Annotated in this window: 16 protein-coding genes; 8 read left to right on the top strand and 8 right to left on the bottom strand. The window is 62.1% G+C overall.

What is annotated here, in order from left to right; all coding sequences use genetic code 11:
• Nucleotides 1-376: 376 nt before the first annotated feature.
• From GXN78_RS33880 to GXN78_RS33845, 8 genes are all read right to left on the bottom strand, one after another.
• Complete coding sequence (locus GXN78_RS33880; RefSeq protein WP_219910119.1) at nucleotides 377-1,645, bottom strand: enoyl-CoA hydratase/isomerase family protein; 1,269 nt, start codon at nucleotides 1,643-1,645, stop codon at nucleotides 377-379.
• 7 nt (nucleotides 1,646-1,652) lie between these two features.
• Nucleotides 1,653-1,889: an alpha/beta hydrolase gene (locus GXN78_RS33875; protein WP_219910120.1), complete on the bottom strand. Its 237-nt coding sequence runs from the start codon at nucleotides 1,887-1,889 to the stop codon at nucleotides 1,653-1,655.
• Nucleotides 1,890-1,960: 71 nt separating this feature from the next.
• On the bottom strand, nucleotides 1,961-2,656 hold the full coding sequence (locus tag GXN78_RS33870) for an ABC transporter ATP-binding protein (RefSeq protein WP_106560291.1): 696 nt from the start codon (nucleotides 2,654-2,656) through the stop codon (nucleotides 1,961-1,963).
• A gap of 4 nt (nucleotides 2,657-2,660) precedes the next feature.
• Nucleotides 2,661-3,446 carry an ABC transporter ATP-binding protein gene (locus tag GXN78_RS33865; RefSeq protein ID WP_106560292.1) on the bottom strand — a complete coding sequence of 262 codons (786 nt, stop codon included), beginning with the start codon at nucleotides 3,444-3,446 and terminating at the stop codon, nucleotides 2,661-2,663.
• Nucleotides 3,443-4,747: a branched-chain amino acid ABC transporter permease gene (locus tag GXN78_RS33860; RefSeq protein ID WP_106560293.1), complete on the bottom strand. Its 1,305-nt coding sequence runs from the start codon at nucleotides 4,745-4,747 to the stop codon at nucleotides 3,443-3,445. Before GXN78_RS33860 ends, GXN78_RS33865 begins: the two co-directional genes overlap by 4 nt.
• A gap of 4 nt (nucleotides 4,748-4,751) precedes the next feature.
• Nucleotides 4,752-5,705 carry a branched-chain amino acid ABC transporter permease gene (locus GXN78_RS33855; RefSeq protein WP_106560294.1) on the bottom strand — a complete coding sequence of 318 codons (954 nt, stop codon included), beginning with the start codon at nucleotides 5,703-5,705 and terminating at the stop codon, nucleotides 4,752-4,754.
• 70 nt (nucleotides 5,706-5,775) lie between these two features.
• Nucleotides 5,776-7,014, bottom strand: coding sequence for a branched-chain amino acid ABC transporter substrate-binding protein (locus tag GXN78_RS33850; protein ID WP_106560295.1), 1,239 nt, complete (start codon nucleotides 7,012-7,014; stop codon nucleotides 5,776-5,778).
• A gap of 93 nt (nucleotides 7,015-7,107) precedes the next feature.
• Nucleotides 7,108-7,689 carry a phosphohydrolase gene (locus tag GXN78_RS33845; RefSeq protein WP_106560296.1) on the bottom strand — a complete coding sequence of 194 codons (582 nt, stop codon included), beginning with the start codon at nucleotides 7,687-7,689 and terminating at the stop codon, nucleotides 7,108-7,110.
• Between the two features lie 388 nt (nucleotides 7,690-8,077).
• Here GXN78_RS33845 and GXN78_RS33840 point away from each other — a divergent pair, with 388 nt between their 5' ends.
• The 8 genes from GXN78_RS33840 (at nucleotide 8,078) to GXN78_RS33805 (ending at nucleotide 19,841) form a co-directional block, all read left to right on the top strand.
• The gene (locus tag GXN78_RS33840; protein ID WP_106560301.1) at nucleotides 8,078-9,403 is read left to right on the top strand and encodes an IS1182 family transposase; all 1,326 of its coding nucleotides are present in this window, start codon (nucleotides 8,078-8,080) and stop codon (nucleotides 9,401-9,403) included.
• 440 nt (nucleotides 9,404-9,843) lie between these two features.
• Entirely contained in the window at nucleotides 9,844-10,167 is a 324-nt protein-coding gene (locus GXN78_RS33835) for a hypothetical protein (RefSeq protein WP_146163178.1), read from the top strand.
• On the top strand, nucleotides 10,058-11,206 hold the full coding sequence (locus tag GXN78_RS33830; RefSeq protein ID WP_106560297.1) for an ISKra4 family transposase: 1,149 nt from the start codon (nucleotides 10,058-10,060) through the stop codon (nucleotides 11,204-11,206). The genes GXN78_RS33835 and GXN78_RS33830 overlap by 110 nt, the downstream gene beginning before the upstream one ends.
• Before the next feature lie 268 nt (nucleotides 11,207-11,474).
• On the top strand, nucleotides 11,475-12,851 hold the full coding sequence (locus GXN78_RS33825) for an IS4 family transposase (RefSeq protein ID WP_106561512.1): 1,377 nt from the start codon (nucleotides 11,475-11,477) through the stop codon (nucleotides 12,849-12,851).
• A 248-nt stretch (nucleotides 12,852-13,099) separates the two neighbouring features.
• Nucleotides 13,100-14,791, top strand: coding sequence for a DUF1302 family protein (locus tag GXN78_RS33820; protein WP_106559994.1), 1,692 nt, complete (start codon nucleotides 13,100-13,102; stop codon nucleotides 14,789-14,791).
• 23 nt (nucleotides 14,792-14,814) lie between these two features.
• On the top strand, nucleotides 14,815-16,218 hold the full coding sequence (locus tag GXN78_RS33815) for a DUF1329 domain-containing protein (RefSeq protein ID WP_106559995.1): 1,404 nt from the start codon (nucleotides 14,815-14,817) through the stop codon (nucleotides 16,216-16,218).
• A gap of 49 nt (nucleotides 16,219-16,267) precedes the next feature.
• Complete coding sequence (locus GXN78_RS33810; RefSeq protein ID WP_106559996.1) at nucleotides 16,268-17,392, top strand: YCF48-related protein; 1,125 nt, start codon at nucleotides 16,268-16,270, stop codon at nucleotides 17,390-17,392.
• A 19-nt stretch (nucleotides 17,393-17,411) separates the two neighbouring features.
• Nucleotides 17,412-19,841, top strand: a complete 2,430-nt coding sequence (locus GXN78_RS33805) for an MMPL family transporter (protein WP_106559997.1) — start codon at nucleotides 17,412-17,414, stop codon at nucleotides 19,839-19,841.
• Nucleotides 19,842-19,858 lie beyond the last annotated feature (17 nt).

Genomic DNA, 19,858 nt, shown 5'->3' with positions numbered 1-19,858 from the left:
AAGCGAATCTCAGGCAACGAGCGAATGCCGACATCGCGCGCCCACTCGAATGACAGGGTACCGAGGCTAGGAGACAAGTGGGTATTCCGCTGCGCATCCGCTACCAAGAGAGCACTGGAGCACTCACAGAAGCACTTTCCCTGATGAGGCTTCCGGCAAGGCAAAGGTCGTCTGATGATCGGCTGTCGCGCTCTCGCTGGCGACTTGTTACATCGCCAGCACGCCTCGAGCGTTCGGCGATCCCCGGCGGGCCATCGAGATGCGCATTGCATTCGGGGGCCCGCCGCCGAAACCGGCATCATGTGCCGCAATCAGATAGGGATGCATCCCGCTTCTTCGAGATAGCAATGGCAGAACTCGGGCTTGGCTTGGATATTCATGGGGGATGACGACCAACGCGGCGCGAAGGAGAACGAAACGAGAGTTGCTCGCCTTCTATCCAGCGATAAAGAGCCGATTTACGGCCCCTCGAGGCGAAGGCGCGGCCTCCTCTCAGATATCCATCTGCATGCCCACTTCGGCATGATGCGCCCTTCACTGCGGCAGACTCTCCGACTCTCCGAAGTGAAAGAACCGCACGGCCGAAGAACATTGACCGGGAGTGCACCACAGTCAAAAGGCGGCGTGCGAGCGTCATCGCGACGCGCCGACAACAACCGCGAGCGGCAACAGTTACTTCAGTTGACGATGCCCAGATAGTGACCCCTGGGCGCTCTATGTCCGCGCCATGTTCGGCCGCCAACTTGCCCATCTTCGGACGCCGCGCATGAAAGCCCGGCCACGATAGGGACTGGCTGTACTCGGCATAGGACGCGTAGAAATCCGCATCGGGCGGCAGTGTCGCGCGGTTCACCTGGGCCTTCGCGCCCGCGAGAGACTGCTTGTCGAAGCCACTCAATCGCGTGGCCAGAGCCTCTACGAAGGCATCGAGTTCGCGATCAGGCAGCGCACGCGTCACCCAGCCAAAGCGCTCGGCAATATCGGCCGAATAGTCCTGGGCGCTCAGCAGAACTTCCAGCGCACGGTCTCGGCCGATCAGTCGTGGGAGGCGCTCGCTGCCGCCGCCTCCGGGCAGAATCCCGGTACCCACCTCGGGCTGCCCGAACTGCGCCTTCTCGAGACTGGCGTATCGCAAGTCGCACGCCAGCGCGAACTCGTTGCCGCCCCCGCGTGTACGACCCTGGACGCAAGCGATGCTGATGACGGGCGACTTGCTCAACTGCAACACTAAGTTGACCCAGGTCGGTTGCGGAGGGTCGGTCGGCTCCATCGGGAAGCTCTGCGCTTTGCTTAGGTCGAAGTGATTCACGAAGTAGCCTTCGATCGCGCTTTTGAACAGCACCACCTTGACAAAAGGGTCGTTGTCCATGTCCTCTACCACCGCATGCAGCGCCGTGACCATCTCCGGAACAACCAAGTTGAATGGCGGGTTGGCGAAGGTCACTTGCCACAGTTGCGGCGTGCGCCTTTCCAGCTTTACGAGGTCCGATGTCGTGCTCATGGCAGTTCCTGTGGTGGGAGGTGGTGCGATCTGCGCGGCGGTCGGTCGTGCTAAGGGCAACGCAGTAGCAGCGACCGCGGCGGACACGAAATCGCGGCGGTTGACTCCGGCTTCGGTGGAGGCGGCTTCGGGCGTGTTCTTCATCGCGTCTTCACTTTCCCAGAAAGGCGTTGACTTCGGCGGCGAACTCCAGCGGATACTGGAATATGAACGCATGCCCGGCGTCCGGATAGATGATCAGCTTCGAGTCCGGGATGTGCCTGGCCAGCAGGTGCGTGTTCGGGGTGGGCACCATCACATAGTTTTCGCCGTTGGCCACCAGGGTGGGTTGGCGAATCGCTTCAAGGCGCGCCGACACGCTGTCCCTAAAAGTTTCCGGATGTGTCACGACTGTGATGCATGGAGGGATAGCGACGCGAGCGGATACGCTTCATTGCGATCCCAAACGAGGCTCGCCTCTCAGACCTCGAGCCACTCCTTGCGGGTCGCAGCATCGGCACGCAGGCTGTCCGGCGTGCCGTCGAACACGATGCTGCCATGGCCCATGACCAGCGCGCGGTCGGAGATCTGCATCGCGATCGTCAGCTTCTGCTCGATCAAGAGCACCGAGATGCCCTTGTCCTTGAGCGTGCGCAGGTACTGGCCCACCAGTTCGACGATCTTGGGCGCGAGGCCCTCGGTCGGCTCGTCGATGATGATGAGATCGGGGTCGCCCATCAAGGTGCGGCACAGCGTCAGCATCTGCTGCTCGCCGCCCGAGAGCACGCCGGCTTCGGTGTGCTGGCGCTCCTTGAGCCGCGGGAACATGCCGTACATGTCGTCGAACTGCCAGCGGCTGCCCTGCCCCTTGTCCTTCTGCCCGAGCAGCAGGTTCTGATGCACCGTGAGCTTGGGGAAGATGTCGCGGTTCTCTGGCACGTAGCCGATGCCCATGTGCGCGATCTCGTAGGCCTTGCGGCGCAGGATGTCCTGCTCCTTCCAGTGCAGGCCGCCTTCGGCATGCACCAGGCCCATGATGGCCTTGGCCGTGGTCGAGCGGCCCGAGCCGTTGCGGCCCAGCAGGGCCACGATCTCGCCGGGACCGACCGCAAATGAAACGCCATGCAACACATGGCTCTTGCCGTAGTAGGCGTGGATGTCCTGGAGCTTGAGCATTTCTTCAGTGTCCTCCGCTCTGCGCGTCCGCGACCGAAGAGCCCAGGTAGGCCTCCTGCACGCGCGCATTGGCGCGCACCGCTGCGGGCGTGTCGAAGGCGATCACCTCGCCGTAGACGACCACCGCGATCTTGTCTGCCAGGCCGAACACCACGCCCATGTCGTGCTCCACGGTGAGCAGGGTCTTGCCGACCGTCACCTGCTTGATCAGCGCGATGAAGTGCGCGGTCTCGGTCTTGCTCATGCCGGCCGTGGGCTCGTCGAGCAGGATCACGCTGGCGCCGCCGGCGATGGTGACGCCGATCTCCAGCGCGCGCTGTTCGGCATAGGTGAGATTCACCGCATGCACGTCGCGCTTCTTCTCAAGGCCGACCTGGCGCAGCAGTTCCTCGGCGCGCTCGTTGGCGTCGTCGAGCTTCGAGAGGAAGCGCAGGAAGCTGTAGCGGTAGCCCAGGCTCCACAGCACGCCGCAGCGCAGGTTCTCGAACACGCTGAGCTTGGGGAAGATGTTGGTGATCTGGAAGCTGCGCGAAAGGCCCAACCGGTTGATCTCGAAAGGCCTCTTGCCGTCGATGCGCTGCCCGTGCAGCAGCACCTCGCCGCTGGTCGGCTCGAGACGGCCGCTGATGAGATTGAACAGCGTGGACTTGCCGGCGCCGTTGGGCCCGATGATCGCGATGCGCTCGCCGGCTTCCACCGCCAGGTCGACGCCGCGGATGATCTCGGTCTTGCCGAAGTTCTTGCGCAGGCTCCTGAGTTCGAGCGCATGGGTTTGCTGCACGGCGCTCATGCGAGTTCCATCCGCTTGATCTCGGCTTCGATCTCTTCCTGCGCCTGCCCCCAGACCCGCACGAAGCGGCGCCGCACCACCTCGAGGATGCCAAGGCCGATGGCAAGAATGGCGACCGCGCCGAACCAGCTGCCGAATCCGGAGGTGTCGAGCGACACGCCGAAGAAATTGAGCACCGGCCCGAGCGCCGAGTTGAGCTGGATGTGATAGATCATCTCGATCAGGGCGGCAGCGCCCACCACCACCGGAATGGCCGCCAGCAGCAGCCCGCCGTAGAGAACCCAGAAGCGGTTGAACTTGCCGAACTTCGCGACCCTGAGGTTCATCATGATCAGGCTCGCGATGCCGCCCGGCGCGAACATCACCATGAAGACGAACACCAGGCCGAAGTAGAGCTGCCAGGCCTTGGACAGTTCGGACAACAGCACCGAGGCGAACACCAGCAGCACCGCGCCGATGATCGGCCCGAAGAAGAACACCGCCCCGCCGAGGAAGGTGAACAGCAGGTAGCCGCCCGAGCGGATCGCATTCAGGCTGTCGGCCGCGTTGACGATCTCGAAGTTGATCGCGGCCAGCCCGCCGCCCACGCCGGCGAAGAAGCCCGCGATGATGAACGCGAAGTAGCGCACGCGCTGCGTGTTGTAGCCGATGAACTCCACCCGCTCCGGGTTGTCGCGCACCGCGTTGAGGATGCGCCCGAGCGGCGTGCCGGTGAAGGCGTACATCAACCCGGTGCAGACGAAGCAGTAGACGGCGATCAGGTAGTAGACCTGAATCTGTGGGCCGAAGGTGAAGCCGAGGAAGGGCGTGCCGTAGACGCGGTCGGTGGTGACGCCGCCCTCGCCGCCGAAGAAGCCCGGGAACATCAGCGCCATGGAGGCCACCAGCTCGCCGATGCCCAGGGTGATCATTGAGAAGGTGGTGCCCGATTTCTTCGTCGTGACAAAGCCCAGCAGGATGGCGATGACCATGCCGGCCAGGCCGCCCACGAGCGGAATGGCCACCAGCGGAATCTGCAGCCCGCCCTTGTCGCCCATGTTCATAGCGTGGATGGCAAGGAAGGAGCCGAACCCGACGTACACGGCATGGCCGAAGCTCAGCATGCCGCCCTGCCCCAGCAGGATGTTGTAGCTGAGGCAGATGATGATCAGATAGCCCATCTGCGAGAGCATCGTCAATGCCAGGCTACCGGGAAACAGCAACGGCGAAACTACCAAGAGCAGAGCGAACAACGACCAAACCAACACGCGGCCGATGTTCCAGGGCCTGTAGCGGATGTACGACATGGTTGCAGTTGTCATCGATTCAGTTCTCCCTCGTCCCGAGAAGACCCTTAGGCCGGAAGATCAGGATCAGCACGAGGAACAGGAACGGCAGGATCGGAGCCACCTGAGAAATCGTGAGTTTGAGAACTTCGTAACCGAACGTTTGGTTAGTGACCGTCACACCCAGCGCCTGCAGGCCGCTCGCGAGCGAATGATCTACCGCGACCGCGAAGGTCTGGATGACTCCGATGAGAAGCGAGGCGAGAAAGGCTCCGCCCAACGACCCCATACCGCCCACCACGACGACCACGAAGATGATGGAGCCAACCGAGGCCGCCATGGCGGGCTCGGTGACGTAGGTGTTGCCTCCCACCACTCCGGCGAGGCCCGCCAATGCGGAACCGCCGCCGAACACCATCATGAACACCCGCGGCACGTTGTGGCCGAGTGACTCGACAGCGTCTGGGTGCGTGAGCGCCGCCTGGATCACCAGCCCGATCCGTGTGCGCGTGAGCAGCAGCCAGACCGATATCAGCATCAGCACCGCTACCAGCATGATGAAAGAGCGTGACTTGGGAAACTGCGTGCCATACAGGCCAAATAGGGGGCCCTGGAGTTGCGACGGCAAGGTGTAAGGCACAGTCGAACGCCCCCAGATCAGTTGGACCAGTTCCAGAACAAGATAAGAGAGCCCGAAGGTCACCAGCAGTTCGGGCACATGACCAAATTTGTGCACGCGCCGCAGCGCGAAACGCTCGAAGCCAGCGCCCAGCGCGCCGACCAACAGCGGCGCAATGAGAAGTGCTGGCCAGAAGCCGATGATTTCGGACAGCGTGAAGGCGATGTAGGCACCCAGCATATAAAAACTGGCATGCGCAAAGTTGAGCACGCCCATCATGCTGAAGATCAGCGTCAGGCCGGAGCTCAACATGAACAATAGCAATCCGTAGCTGACTCCGTTGAGCACGGAGATGGCGAAGAGTTCGATGTTCATCGGTCTTTCGGATACGGGAAAAGAAAGAGGCCCGAGCGGCGACGTCGGGCCTCGACCGGTCAGCGCTCGATTAGGAGTTTGGCCGTTTCATCTGGCACGAGGTCGGCGTACTGGAGACATATGGCGCGTAGTGCTTCACAGGGGCCAGGGTGTAGCCGGAATTTTCCGCATCGTAGGGGTACTTGGCGCTCTTCTTTTCCCAGCGTGTGACGTACAGGCTTTGTTGCAGCTGGTGGTCGGACTTCCGCATCTCGATCTCGCCATTGAAGCTCTTCAGCTTCATGCCCTCCATTACCGCGGCCACCTTGACGGGGTCCGTCGACTTCGCTTGCGCAAAGGCGGCATCGAGCAGCGAGAAAACATGGTGGATCGACGGCTGATAGAGATCCTCGTTCATCTTCCTTTTGAACTCCTCCATGCTCTTCTGAATGTCGCCGCCCATGTTGTGGTGGGCATAGGCCACATTGAAAACCTTGCCCTCCGACGCACTGCCCATGGCCGTCGGTGTGCCAGTGGCGTAGGCGTAGTAGGTCAGAAAATTCACATTGTTAAGGCCGGCGTCGTTCGCGGCCTTAAGCAACAGTGACAGGTCGGATCCCCAATTTCCCGTAATGACAGAATCAGCGCCAGATTGCTTGATCTTCGCGATATACGGGGAGAAGTCCCGTACCTGGGCCAAAGGATGCAGATCTTCGCCGACGATCTGAACGTCTGGCCGCTTTAGCCTCAAGCCCTCCTTGGCGTACTTGACCACCTGCACGCCATGCGAGTAGTTCTGGCCCAGGATGTAGACCTTCTTGATATCCGGCTGGTCCTTCATCCACGTGGTAAGCGCTTCCATCTTCATTGACGTGTCGGCTTCCACCCTGAAGTGCCAGTAGCTGCACTTGCTATTGGTCAGGTCGGGGTCGACTGCCGAGTAGTTCATAAAAAGCATCTCCTTGCCGGGGTTGCGCGCATTGTTTTTCTCGATCGCATCGATGATCGCCAGTGCCGGGCCGGAGCCATTTCCCTGCATGACGTAGCGCGCGCCCTGGTCCTGCGCCGACCGCAGGGCGCTCGCGGTCTCCTGGGGGCTTAGCTTGTTGTCCAGGCCGATGATCTCGAACTTCACACCCGATCGGTTCTTCTTGTTGAACTCCTCCGCAAGAAATTGCGTCGTCTTGAACTGATTGGTTCCCACCGCGGCCATCAGACCGGACAGCGGATCAATCCAGGCAATCTTGACCGTCTCTCCCTGCTGGGCCATAGAAAGCGTAGCGCTGAAAAGCATCGCGCAGGTCAATGTGGTTTTGATAAAGAATTTCATTTCTGTCTCCATGTCTTGGCTAAGTTTCTTGATAGGAATGGCCGTGGCCTATCGGCGATTGGTCAGCGTGCTGGGCGCGCGTTACACCAGGGCTTAGGCCATTGCGGCCGACTTCTTGTAGATGCTGTTGACGGGACTCAGGAACAGCCGGCGCACCATTGGCTCGAACTCCGACAGCGGCAGCGTCTCGGCCTTCGGGTCGAAGGCCGGGCTGTCGTACAGCTCGCAGAACTCCGCCGTCCGGTCGTAGTGCGGATGTCCGCTGAACTGCGCGCGCATGTCGCGGTCCATGCCCAGGTGATGGAAGAAGTAGTAGCCCTGGAAGATTCCGTGGTTCTGGACCATCCAGTGATCAGCTTCGCTCACGAATGGCTTCAGCACCGCCGCTGCGATGTCGGGATGATTGAACGTTCCCAGGGTGTCGCCGATGTCGTGCAGCAAGGCACAGCACACATAGGCCTCATCGCGACCGTCGCGCAAGGCCCGAGTGGCTGTTTGCAAGGAGTGGTCGAGCCGGTCGATGGGAAAGCCCCCAAAGTCGCCCCGAAGCAGACTCAGGTGATGAAGGACACGGTCGGCCAGCCCCTTGGAGAAAGACTGGAACTCGCCTGCGATTACTTTCCAATCCTGGGCCGTGCTCTCCTGAAAGCTCCGAAAGGTTGCGCGCTCCACCATGGAAATACACCCGTCTGGTAATGAATGGCTGCGCATCTTAGGAACCTTAGGCCTCCTTTGATTGCAAGCCGTCTGACAATCCGCGGGTAAGTCCTAGCGCTTGCGCGCACCGCTCGCAAGCAGCCGCGGGGCGTCGACGGACAAGCTCGCCTGTCACGATGCGGGCACCCGTCGCGCAGTGCCGCGTCCTCTACGCCGCTCTGCTCTGGAGCGCACTATGGGCGTGGATCGGCATGGTTTGGCGATGGAACTACTCCAAAAATACACCAAGAAAATGGCTCGTAAACTGGCGCATAGCTACTTTCCGGCGCAAAAGTAGCTAGGAGCGTGGGCGGCAGAAGACCGGACGTGGGACAAGAACTGGCATGAAGCTTGAGTGTTGAACGGCATGGCCATCAGTTACCGCCCCTACGAACCGCAGCAGGAGATGCTGCTGCCCGCGTCGCTGCAAGACTGGCTGCCAAAGGGGCACCTGGCGTACTTCATCGGTGACACGGTCGATGCGCTGGACCTCAAGGCGTTCTACGTGCGCTATGCCGGAGGCGGCGCGCGCAACCAGCCGTTCCATCCGGCCATGATGGTCAAGGTGCTGGTCTACGGCTACGCCACGGGCGTGTTCAGCTCGCGCAAGATCGAGCGCCGGCTGCACGAGGACCTGGCGTTTCGGATGCTGGGTGCAGGCAACTTCCCCAAGCATCGCACCATCCGTGACTTCCGCGCGCTGCACCTGAAGGAGCTGGGCGATCTGTTCGTGCAGGTGGTCAAACTGGCTCGAGAGATGGGGCTGATCAAGCTGGGCACAGTGGCCATCGACGGCACCAAGATCAAGGCCAATGCCAGCCGGCACAAGGCGATGAGCTACGAGCGCATGCAGCAGACCGAGGCCGAACTCAAGGCGCAGATCGACGCTTTGCTGGAGCGTGCCAAGACCACCGACGCCGCAGAGGCCGATGAGCCCGAGCTGGACATACCGGCCGAGATCGAGCGGCGCGAGGCCCGCCTGAAGGCCATCGCCGAAGCCCGCGAGCGCTTGGAGCAGCGCCAACGCGATGCCGACATCGAGCGCGGGCGTAGCCAAGACGACGATCGCAAGCCCCGCGACGAGGACGGCAACCCCAAGGGCGGGCGCTACAAGCGCGAGTTCGGCGTGCCCGAGGCCAAGGCACAAGACAACTTCACCGACCCCGACAGCCGCATCATGAAGCGCGCCGGTGGTGGCTTCGATGCCAGCTACAACGCGCAGACGGCCGTGGACGACACGGCGCACATCATCGTGGCCGCTGAGCTGAGCAACAACGCTGCCGACACGCACCAGTTGGTGCCGATGCTGCAAGCGGTGAAGACCAACATCGGCGAGTTCCCCCGGCAAGGCCTGGCCGATGCGGGTTACCGCAGCGAAGACAACTTCGAGCGGCTGGCGGGCCTGCCCATCGAACTGGTGGTGGCACTGGGTCGCGAAGGCAAGCAGCACGCACAGATCGATCCCAACACCCATCCGCACACGGTGGCGATGGCCACCAAGCTGCAGACCGACCAAGGCCGTGCGGCATACCGCAGACGCAAGTGGATCGCCGAGCCGCCCAACGGCTGGATCAAGAGCGTGCTGGGGTTCCGTCAGTTCAGCCTACGAGGACTGCACCGCGTGCAAGCCGAGTTCAAGCTCGTGTGCCTGGCGCTGAATCTGCGGCGCATGGGTGCCATGCAAGTGGCATGAGAACAGCACGATGAGCCAACTCGACCCCAGTGTTGTGCCTCTGAGTGGCCCTGCGGTGCCTCTGGCACTCAAGATCACCGCACCGACGCGTGCAACCCCGCGAATCGGCGCACCGCGCCGCCATTCGATCAACTTCGTGGGCTCGGCAAACTTCTGCCGCCCACGCTCCTAGGCGTGTGTTGGCGTACTTTGACGGCACTTGCGGACCTTCCTGTGTGGATCCGCAACGTGCTGTCGCGCCATGGAGATACGCAAAGGAAAAGGGGTCCGGCGTCCTCAGCCGGCACCTTGAGCCAGGCCCTAAAACATCGGAAGACTTCGCAAGCCAGATGAGAGCGTTCGATTTGGTGGGGTGGGCAGCCACTAACATCGTGTCACGGCCAGAGGCGCCGCCTTCGCCGGCAGAGAATGTCGTCCCTGCTCGCTTGGAGATTTTGGCCATGCGCATAAAGCTCAGTCTGGCGGTCTGTGAAGGAGAGGTCGATTCGGATCCGGAGCCGCTGCTCACGCTGGAACTGGATTCGCGACCGAGCATCGAGACGCTGGGCTTGAGCCTGGCGAATGGCAAAGCGGCCCTCGCGCAGTTGCAGTCCCAGATTGTCAAGCGGCAGATCGAACTGATGTCGAAGCCAGCGCCGATGCGATACCTGCGGCCTGAATCGCGCGGTCAAGGATTACCACGAAGTCCATTACCGCAGCCTGTTTGGCCGGGTTGCCGTACGAGTACCGAGGTGGCAGCGCTGGGCGTGCTCTGCCCCCGCTGAAATCGCTGTTCACCGCCGGCGCTGGCTGTCGGCAGAACTGGAGTACGTTCAGAGCCGCTTGGCCGCCACGATTCCCTACGCCAGATCATCCGAGTTGCTGGAGCTGTTGCTTCCGGTGGCCGCAGCCAACGCGCCAAGCACGGTGCGAGAGCACACGCTGCGCATCGGACGCCGACTGGATGCTCAGGGGCTCGAGCCCCGGCCAGAGGTTGCCAGCATGGCGAGCAAATCGAACGTCACCACGGTTGGTCTGGACGGCGGCTACCTGCGGCTTTGCCACCCCGACGAGGAGAAATCGTTCGAGGTCGTCGCCGGCCGAGCCATGCGCGTGGACGTTGGTCAGCGCAGCGTGGCGTTCGTTCGAACTGTGGATCCAAACTCGCACGAGCGCGTGCGAGGTGTCTTGGCTGCTTTCGGCCAACACGACAGCTCGATGGAGGTCTTCACCGACGGTGAGATTCAACTTCGCCAGTGGCAACTGTCCACGCTGCCGCGCGCGAGGCACATCCTGGACTGGTACCACCTGCGACGAAGGGTGGAAAAGCTCAATGCCGTGGTACATGGTCGGCCAACGGCCAGCCAGCTCAGAACTGCTGACCACGACTGGTTGTCCGGGCTGGCCGGCGGATTGAAGTGGCGGCTTTGGCATGGTCGAGCACAGGAAGCGACGCGGCGCCTGGCCGTCATGCTCTACGTCCTGGGCAAGTCGACAGTGTGTCGCAAGCCGGCCGCGCGTCAGATCCGAAAGCTCACCCTCGAACTGCTCGGCTACTTGCGCAACAACTCGGACTCGCTGCCCAACTATGGACGGCGATATCGAGCAGGCCGACGCATCTCGAGCGCCTTTGTGGAATCCGCGGTCAACCAGCTCATCGACAAGCGCATGTCGAAGTCGCAGCAGATGCGCTGGGATCCGCGCAGCGCGCACCTTCTGCTGCAGATGCGGGTGGGCGTCGTCGATGGCCAACTGCGCGAAGATTTCGCCCGCTGGTATCCCGCCTTCCCTTCCAATGACTCGACGCTGTCACTCTCCGCGTGACCCCACCAAATCGAACGCTCTCTTACTCCGGCATGCGCCGCGCGAAGGACCGCAAGAGGGGATCACCGTCCGGCTGCGGAATATTCAGCAAGCCACTTGGTCAATTTTGAATCAACAGACCAGGGTTTAGGTGAATGGCACTTACTTTGGGCCGCTGAGCCTTCGGCGAGGCGTAAGTGCTTGATTGCAAAGGGAGGGTGGCTGACCCTGGATCGATAGGATGGTTGGTTACGAAGCATCCAAACCATCTCACCAAAGGCCAGCCAGCATGGATCGTAAAGCCCGAAGCGATTTGCATCAACGCCGCAGAGGCATTCAACGGCGGGCACGCACGACCGAGGCGGTGGAGTTCTTCAACATCCTGACGAGCCCGCAGTTGCTCGAGACGACCGAAGCGCTGCTGCCCGAGCATCGCGAGCGGCTGTATCCGCCGACGGTGACGCTGTCGATGTTCATGCGCCAGACGCTGGAGGCCGATGGCTCATGCCAGAAGGCGGTCAATGGCTGGGCGGCGCAGCGCGCGGCCGACGGGTTGAGCGCGTGCAGCGTTCGCACGGGCGCGTATTGCAAGGCTCGCCAGCGCTTGCCCTTGGAGATGGTCACGGCGCTCACACAGCAAACGGGGCGCGAGCTGAGCGCAAAGGCGTTGGCGCCCTGGAAGTGGCGAGGCCGCGCGGTCAAGTTGGTGGACGGCACGGGCCTGTCGATGCCCGACACGCCCGAGAACCAGGCGGTGTATCCGCAGCCCAGCACGCAGGCACCGGGCGTGGGCTTCCCGCTGGCGCGGCTGGTGGCGGTGATCTGCCTGGCCACTGGAGCAGCCCTGGACGCGGCGATTGGCCCGTACAGCGGCAAGGGCAGCGGAGAACTCGCGCTGGTGCGCCGCCTGCTCGAAGGCTTTGGCGCGGGCGATGTGATGCTCGCCGACGCGCTGTACTGCAACTACTTCCTGATCGCCGCGCTGCTGGACAAGGGCGTGGACGTCGTGTTCGAGCAGCACGGAGCGCGGATCACGGACTTCCGCCGCGGCCAGCAGTTGGGCACGCGCGATCACATCGTGTGCTGGCCCAGGCCGGCGCGTCCCGAGTGGATGACACACGAGCAGTACGCGCGCGTGCCCGAGGACATCATGCTGCGCGAAGCCAAGGTGGGCCACCAGGTGCTGGTCACCACGCTGCTGGAGCCTCGAGAGGTGAGCAAGAGTGATCTGTCGGCGCTCTACGCACGCCGCTGGAACGTCGAGCTGGACCTGCGAAACCTCAAGACCACCACGGGCATGGAGGTGCTGAGCTGCCAGACGCCGCAGATGAACGAGAAACAGATGTGGGTGCACCTGCTGGCCTACAACGTGATCCGGCTGCTGATGGCGCAGGCCGCTTGCAAGGCCGGCGTCGATCCGCGCGGCCTGAGCTTCAAACACACGGTGCAACTATGGACGGAGTGGACCACGCGCGGACTATGCGCCGCGAAGGACAACCAGCGGCTGTTCGCATTGATCGCTCAATCCAAAGTCGGCCACCGCCCAGGGCGCATCGAGCCGCGAATGCGAAAGCGACGGCCCAAACCGTACCCATGGCTGAAGACGCCGCGCGAGCAGGCCCGTCGACATGTGCAGCGACACGGTCACGCGTGCAGGCCAAAGTAAGTGCCATTCGGGTTTAGGTCGGTCTGCGCCAGCCGCCCGGAACTAACAACCACGCCAGCGAGCTCGGACCGCCCCGGCGCTCGGGTTTTCCCGCATAGCGGTCAGCGCTTGCGCCACCTACATTTCATCCAGTTCGATTGCATCGATTTCGAACTAATCGAACACGATATAGGAACACGGCAGATCAGAAGTGCAGCGGTACGGCAGGTCGTGACGCGGGCGCTCCAACACAACCAGTGACGTCGATCATGAAAATACCGAATTCGACAACCAGCGGTTATCCGCTTCCTGCAGCCGTTGCAGCCTCGTTACTGTGTCTGACGACCGGTGCAAACGCCGTGAAGCTCGATGCAGGGCCAGACTGGGCGGTTAACCTGGACACGTCTCTGCAGTACACGTTGGGCACGCGTGCGCAGTCGCGCAACAACAACATCGGCAATCACCCGTTCTTTGCCGAGGGCGATTACAAGTTCGATCGTGGCGACCTGGTGACAAATCGGGCTCAAGGCATCGTTGAATTTCAGGGCGTCTACAAGGACAACGCCGGCTTCAGGCTGTCGGGATCCGCCTGGTACGACGCCGCCTACAACGACGAGGTGAGGACGAACCCGGCGCCGGGGTACTCGTCGTTTCTCTCCTACACGGGAGGCAAATACTCGAGCACCACAAAGAAGTACCACCTCCGTGGCGGCGAATTGCTGGACGCCTTCGTGTTCGGCAACACCTCTGTCGGCGACACGAAGCTCTACGGCAAGCTCGGCCGCTTCACCCAGCATTGGGGGAATGCCTTCCTGTTTGGTTTCTCGAACATCGCCTACTCCCAGCACCCGATCGATTTCATCAAAGGCTTTTCGCAGCCCGGCTCGGAGGTGAAGGAGTTGTTCCTGCCGCGAGCCCAGGTGCTGGCCACGGCCGAGCTCAGCCCGGAGTTGTCGGTCAGCGGCCAGTACTTCCTCGAGTTCCGGCCCAACCGGTACCCCGAAGGTGGGACGTACCTAGGTCCGTTTGACATCCTGTACTACGGGCCGAACAGCGGTGGCGCATTGGCCGGTCTGTTCGGCGGACCGGTCGTAGCGGGCGTGCGGGACGAACCCAAGAACAAAAACAAGAATTTCGGCCTCAAGCTCACTTGGTCCCCTCAATGGGCCGGCGGCGATCTGGGCTTTTACTACCGGCAGCTGGACGAGGTGCATCCATGGCCGTTGGTGAACGTGGGTGCAGCAGGGGGTGGCGCGCTCCACCTCTCGTACCCTCAGAAGGTCAAACTCTACGGTGTTAGCTACGAGCGCACTTTCGGCCCGATAAGCACGGGATTCGAAGCGTCGTACCGAAAGAACAGTGGCCTGAACAGCGCGCTCACAAATGGGATCCCCGGCAGCACGACGAGCGAAGGTGCGAAGGGCAACTTGGTGAACCTGATCGCCAATGCGTTCGTGCAACTGGGCACCACGCCTTTGTGGGACACGGGCACCCTGATCGCGGAGGCGAGCTATACGCAGCTCACGTCAGTGACGTCGAATGCGCGGCTGTTCAACGGAGTGGGTTACCCGGGATGTCCGTCCGGGAGCAAATGGGAAGGTTGCGCGACAAAGCGATCGCTCGCCCTTGGGTTCGCGTTCGAACCGCAGTGGCTTCAAGTTTTTCCGGGCTGGGACCTGAGCATGCCGATCTCGCTGACGCTCGGCGTCAATGGCAATCCGGCCTACGCCGCCGGCAGTTTCTATGCCCAAGGCGCCAACATTCACTCGATCGGCATCCGCGGCACCTTCCAGTCCAAGAGCACGATCACGCTTCAATACAACGGATATCACTGGCGCCACAACAGGGCCACTTTCGACCCGGCGCTCGGCCAAACCTACTACCCGGGCTTCGGCGGCAACGGCGCCGTGGCCCTGAACGACAAGGGCTGGATCCAGCTCACGTTCAAGACTTCCTTCTAAACGATTCAGCAAGGAGACGATAAATGAATAAGCGATGGTTTGGCCGTGCCTGCGTGGCAGGCGTGGTTATGGGACTGGCTCAAGCGGCCGTGGCCGCGGTGTCGGCAGAAGAAGCAAAGAAGCTGGGCAGCACGTTGACAGAGTTCGGGGCAGAGAAGGCTGGCAATGCCGACGGCAGCATTCCAGCCTACACGGGCGGCATTTCTGCGCCCACTGGCTACAAGAAGGGGGACGACTTGTACGTCGACCCATTTAAGGACGAGAAACCGCTGTACACGATCGATACAAGCAACATGGAGCGCTACAGCGCGGTGCTCACCGAGGGTGCCAAGGCCATGTTGAAGCAGCTTCCTTCCTACCGGCTCGATGTCTACAAGACTCACCGATCGGTCCGGTATGCCCCATGGGTGCTCGAGAACACCTTGAAAAATGCGAGCTCGGCCAAGCTGGAGGGTGATGTGGAAGGCGACAGCATGTCCGGCGCGGACGCTGGCGGCTTGCCGTTTCCGGGTGTTCCGTTCCCCATCCCGAAGACTGGCTATGAAGTCATGTGGAACCACAAGCTGAGGTTCGGCCCAGCCGTCATGCACAGCGCAGTGGCTGCTTGGTTAGTCGATGCATCCGGCACTCCCAGCCCCTTGCCGACGACCACCTCGGCCGTCCTGCACCCTTGGTACGACCAGAGCGGCAAGCTGCGCAAGGAAACGTTCGACGCGGTCTTCGGCTTCTCGTCTCCGCTGACCTCGCCGCCGTCGTCGGCGGGGGTTCACTTCCTCGGGTACTACCTTGCGAACTCCGCGGAGGGTGGGCAGAAGATGTGGTTCTACACCCCAGGTCAACGTCGGGTGAGGTCGGCCCCGGAGTTCAACTACGACATCCCCATCGCCAGCTATGGCGGCGTGATGCTCTGGGACGAGCTATATGGATTCGTCGGTCGCATGGATCGCTTCGATTTCAAACTCGTTGGCAAGAAGGACTTGATTGTTCCCTACAACGCGTTCAAGGTGACCAACGGCATGGCCTCGAAGGACACACTTGACGCCAAGCACATGAAGCCGGAAGTGCTGCGTTGGGAAAAGCACCGCGTCTGGGTCGTTGAAGCAACCCGCAAGGCAGGCGCGCGTCACGCCTACTCGAAGCGGACCTTCTACGTAGACGAGGACAGCTGGGGCATTGTGTCCAGCGAGTCCTACGACGATGCCGGCAAGCTTTGGCGTGTCAACAACATCTACAGCTTCCCGACCTACGACATCGGTGGCGTCAACGACATCGCGTGGAGCACCAATGACCTGATCAAGGGCAACTACTTTGTCGTGGACATCGGCGGCAAGGATCCCGGCGGGTTCTATCGTTCCTACCCCAGCGCTGAAGGCGTGCCGGGACTCAAGTTGACGCCTCAGTCCGTGGCAGCTGGCAGCGCGCGCTGACGGCCCACCTGCCGTGCATGCGTTGACACATCACAGGAGGCGTTTTTCCATGCGTCATCTCGCTTGTCTCGCCATGAGCACTCCTTGTTTGGTGAAAGGCCTGGTGCGAGGTTTTGTCGCCTTCGGCTGGGGGCTGGCGGGTTGCGTCTGGGCGGCACCCTTCGCTGATCCGCTAGACCATCCTGCAGTCATGCGCAGCGACATCTCAAACCGGCCGTTCATGGCCGTTACGCAGGCCGGAACGAGCCTCGTGGTGGTGGGCTCACGCGGCATGATCGCCTTATCCAAGGATCAGGGACAAAGCTGGCAGCAAAGTCGAGTGCCCGTGCAAAGCGACCTGCTCGCGGTGCACTTCCCCACGCCTGCGCGAGGGTGGGCGGTGGGCCACGACGGGGTCATCCTGCACAGCCCCGATGGCGGAAACACGTGGACGAAGCAGCTCGACGGGCGTTTGGCGGCGGTGGCCTTCAAGCAGTACTACGCACAGATGGCGCAGAGTGGGGATCCTGCTGTCCAGGAAAGGGCACAGAAGGCACTCGCGACGCTGGAGCAGAACTTCAAGGTCGGCCCGGCTCTGCCATACCTGGACGTGTGGTTCGCCGACGCGCAGACGGGCTATGTGGTGGGCTCATTTGGCATGCTCGCCACCACGCGCGATGCTGGCAAATCCTGGCAACCCGCGTTGGACCGCATCGACAACCCCGATCAGCTAAACCTGAATGCAGTGCGCGGCATCCATGGCCAGATCCTGATTGCAGCTGAGCGCGGCAAGGTCTTTCGCTATGAGGCCACCCAGGACCGCTACGTCCCGGTGTCATCCGACTACACGGGCAGCTTCTTCGGCTTCGTGGGCGACCCTCAGGCCGTCCTCGCATTCGGTTTGCGTGGCGTGGTGTACCGCAGCGCGGACCAGGGGCGCTCATGGGCGCGGGTCTCCGTTCCGGGTGGAGCTTCGATCGCTGGAGGCGCCGCTCACGCCGACAACACGGGTCTCGTGCTTGCCAACGCAGCCGGACAGCTGATCGTCTCGAACCCCTCGGGGACCGAGTTCCGACTGGTTCCATCCGCTCAGCCCATGCGTTTCACTGGCATCGCATCGCTGGAGAAGCAAGCCGTTCTGACCACCGGCATGGCCGGCATCAGGATTCAGCGGATGCCTTCGGCGCTGCGCTGACACAACCTCGTACCAGACCATGGCACTCGCCTCTGCTCAGTCCAACACGATGCCCGTCGTGGCACAAAGGTTCGACTTCGACGAGCGTTCGGGCACGTTGCTCGAGCGGCTGATCTTCAACTACCGCGTGATCCTAGTGGCGGCGTGCGCAATCGTCACCTTGCTGCTGGGGCTGTCCGCCACGAAGCTGGAGGTCAATGCCAGCTTCGAGAAGATGATGCCGACCTCGCATCCATTCATCCAAAACTATCGCGCCAATGCGGCCTCGCTGCGGGGGCTCGGCAATTCGGTGCGAATCGTCGTGGAGAACGCGCGGGCTGGCGATAGCGGTGGAATCTATGACCCGGCCTACCTGGCTGTCCTTCGCGAGATCAATGACGCGGTCTTCCTGATCCCGGGCGTCGACCGATCCTTTATGAAGTCACTGTGGATGCCCGTGGTGCGCTGGACCGAGATCACCGAGGAGGGCTACAAGGGTGGCTCGGTGATGCCGGACAACTACGACGGGTCCCCAGCCGCGCTGCAGACACTGCAGCAGAACGTTCAGCGCTCTGGCATTCTGGGTTCGCTGGTGGCGAATGACCAGCGTTCCTCGATGATCTTTCTGCCCTTGCTGGACAATGATTCAGCCACCGGCAAGCCGCTGGACTACAAGGCATTTCGCGACCGCCTGTCCGAGATTCGCGACAAGTACGAGGCGAAGGGCGTGCGCATCCACGTGATCGGCTTTGCCCAACTGGTGGGCGAACTGATCCACGGGTTGATCGAAGTGTTCATGTATTTCTTCATCGCGGCACTGATCGCCACGCTGATCATCTACGTGTACACGCGTTGCGTGCGCAGTACTGCGATCGTGGTGACGTGCTCGGCGGTTGCGGTGCTTTGGCAGCTCGGCGTGATGCGGCTGATGGGCTTCGTGATCGATCCGTACTCGGTGCTCGTGCCATTCCTGATCTTCGCCATCGGCGTCTCGCACGGGGCTCAGAAGATGAACGGCATCATGCAGGACATCGGCCACGGTACACACCGGTACGTGGCCGCGCGCTACACGTTCCGCCGGCTGTTCCTCGCCGGGCTCACCGCGCTACTTGCCGATGCGGTCGGCTTCGCGGTGCTCATGGTCGTCGACATCCCGGTGATCCGCACCCTCGCGCTCGAGGCCAGCATCGGCGTGGCCATCCTGATCTTCACCAACCTGATCCTGCTTCCCGTGCTCCTGTCCTATACCGGGGTAAGCGCCAATGCGGCAGCGAGGGCAACACGCAGCGCGGAAGGCGATCACCCCATCGTGCGTGTGTTCGGCCGCTTCACGGAGCGCAAGCCGGCGATTGTGGTGCTCGTGGTGACGGCGGTGCTGACGGGGTTCGGCCTGGTGATCGCCCAAGGCCTCAAGGTGGGCGACCTGGATCCTGGCGCGCCGGAACTGCGGCCCGAGTCTCGGTATAACCAGGACAACGCCTACATCACCAGCCATTACCAACTGTCCAGCGACCAGTTCGCCGTGGTGGTGACCACCTCTACAAATGGCCTGATCAGCTACCAGACGATGCTGGAGATGGACCGTCTCGAAGAGGAGCTGCGCGATGTGCCGGGTGTGCAGACGACGGTTTCTGTTGCCAGTCTTGCCCGCACCTACACAGCCGCTGGGTTCGAGGGTTCGCCCAAGTGGATCACGATCAACCGCGACCCGTACGTCGTGGGCGATGCCATTGACTACGTCTACGCATCCAACCCGGAAATGATCAATGACGGCAAGAGCGTGGCACCGCTGATCGCCTTCCTGTCCGACCACAAGGCCGAGACCCTGGCGCGCGTGGTTGACAAGGTCCAGGCGTTTGCCGCAATACATGACACAGCGGACCGCAAGTTCCTGCTGGCCGCTGGGAATGCCGGCATCCAGGCGGCCACCAACATCGCAGTGGCGCAAGCCAACCGTACGATGCTGTTGTATGTCTATGCCGCGGTGATCGTGCTGTGCTTCATCACGTTCAGGAGTTGGAGGGCTGTGGTCGTCGCCATAGTTCCTCTTATGGTGACCTCCGTGCTGGCAGAAGCATTGATGGTGATGCTTGGCATTGGCATCAAGGTCGCCACGCTGCCCGTAATCGCCTTGGGCGTGGGCATCGGCGTCGACTATTCACTGTACCTGATGACCGTGTTCCTGGTGGCCCAGCGGCGAGGCGCCGGTGTAGGCGATGCGTACACCAGTGCGCTCGTCTTCACCGGCAAGGTGGTGGCACTGATCGGCGTCACCCTGGCTGCAGCCGTCATCACATGGGCGTGGTCGCCAATCAAGTTCCAGGCGGACATGGGAATCCTCCTCGCATTCATGTTCCTGTGGAACATGCTCGGGGCGCTGGTCATCGTGCCGAGCCTTGCCACCTTCTTGCTGAAGCCGGGCAAGAGAGCGCCGGCAGCCCGCGGTGAAGTCGCGGCGGCTGCCGCGTGAAGGTCCGAACGATTCTG

It is taken from the genome of Variovorax sp. WS11 (assembly GCF_010499245.1).
In the GTDB taxonomy this organism is placed as follows: Bacteria; Pseudomonadota; Gammaproteobacteria; order Burkholderiales; family Burkholderiaceae_C; genus Variovorax.
Note: the sequence above shows the minus strand (reverse complement) of the source record. Positions and strands in the feature narration are given on the sequence as shown.

Excerpts from the sequence above, each read along its gene's own strand:
- GXN78_RS33810 (WP_106559996.1), top strand. The coding sequence starts at position 16,268 with ATGCGTCATCTCGCTTGTCTCGCCATGAGCACTCCTTGTTTGGTGAAA.
- GXN78_RS33870 (WP_106560291.1), bottom strand. The coding sequence starts at position 2,656 with ATGCTCAAGCTCCAGGACATCCACGCCTACTACGGCAAGAGCCATGTG.
- GXN78_RS33860 (WP_106560293.1), bottom strand. The coding sequence starts at position 4,747 with ATGACAACTGCAACCATGTCGTACATCCGCTACAGGCCCTGGAACATC.
- GXN78_RS33850 (WP_106560295.1), bottom strand. The coding sequence starts at position 7,014 with ATGAAATTCTTTATCAAAACCACATTGACCTGCGCGATGCTTTTCAGC.
- GXN78_RS33820 (WP_106559994.1), top strand. The coding sequence starts at position 13,100 with ATGAAAATACCGAATTCGACAACCAGCGGTTATCCGCTTCCTGCAGCC.
- GXN78_RS33835 (WP_146163178.1), top strand. The coding sequence starts at position 9,844 with ATGCGCATAAAGCTCAGTCTGGCGGTCTGTGAAGGAGAGGTCGATTCG.
- GXN78_RS33840 (WP_106560301.1), top strand. The coding sequence starts at position 8,078 with ATGGCCATCAGTTACCGCCCCTACGAACCGCAGCAGGAGATGCTGCTG.
- GXN78_RS33865 (WP_106560292.1), bottom strand. The coding sequence starts at position 3,446 with ATGAGCGCCGTGCAGCAAACCCATGCGCTCGAACTCAGGAGCCTGCGC.
- GXN78_RS33845 (WP_106560296.1), bottom strand. The coding sequence starts at position 7,689 with ATGGTGGAGCGCGCAACCTTTCGGAGCTTTCAGGAGAGCACGGCCCAG.
- GXN78_RS33815 (WP_106559995.1), top strand. The coding sequence starts at position 14,815 with ATGAATAAGCGATGGTTTGGCCGTGCCTGCGTGGCAGGCGTGGTTATG.
- GXN78_RS33805 (WP_106559997.1), top strand. The coding sequence starts at position 17,412 with ATGGCACTCGCCTCTGCTCAGTCCAACACGATGCCCGTCGTGGCACAA.
- GXN78_RS33880 (WP_219910119.1), bottom strand. The coding sequence starts at position 1,645 with ATGAAGAACACGCCCGAAGCCGCCTCCACCGAAGCCGGAGTCAACCGC.
- GXN78_RS33825 (WP_106561512.1), top strand. The coding sequence starts at position 11,475 with ATGGATCGTAAAGCCCGAAGCGATTTGCATCAACGCCGCAGAGGCATT.
- GXN78_RS33855 (WP_106560294.1), bottom strand. The coding sequence starts at position 5,705 with ATGAACATCGAACTCTTCGCCATCTCCGTGCTCAACGGAGTCAGCTAC.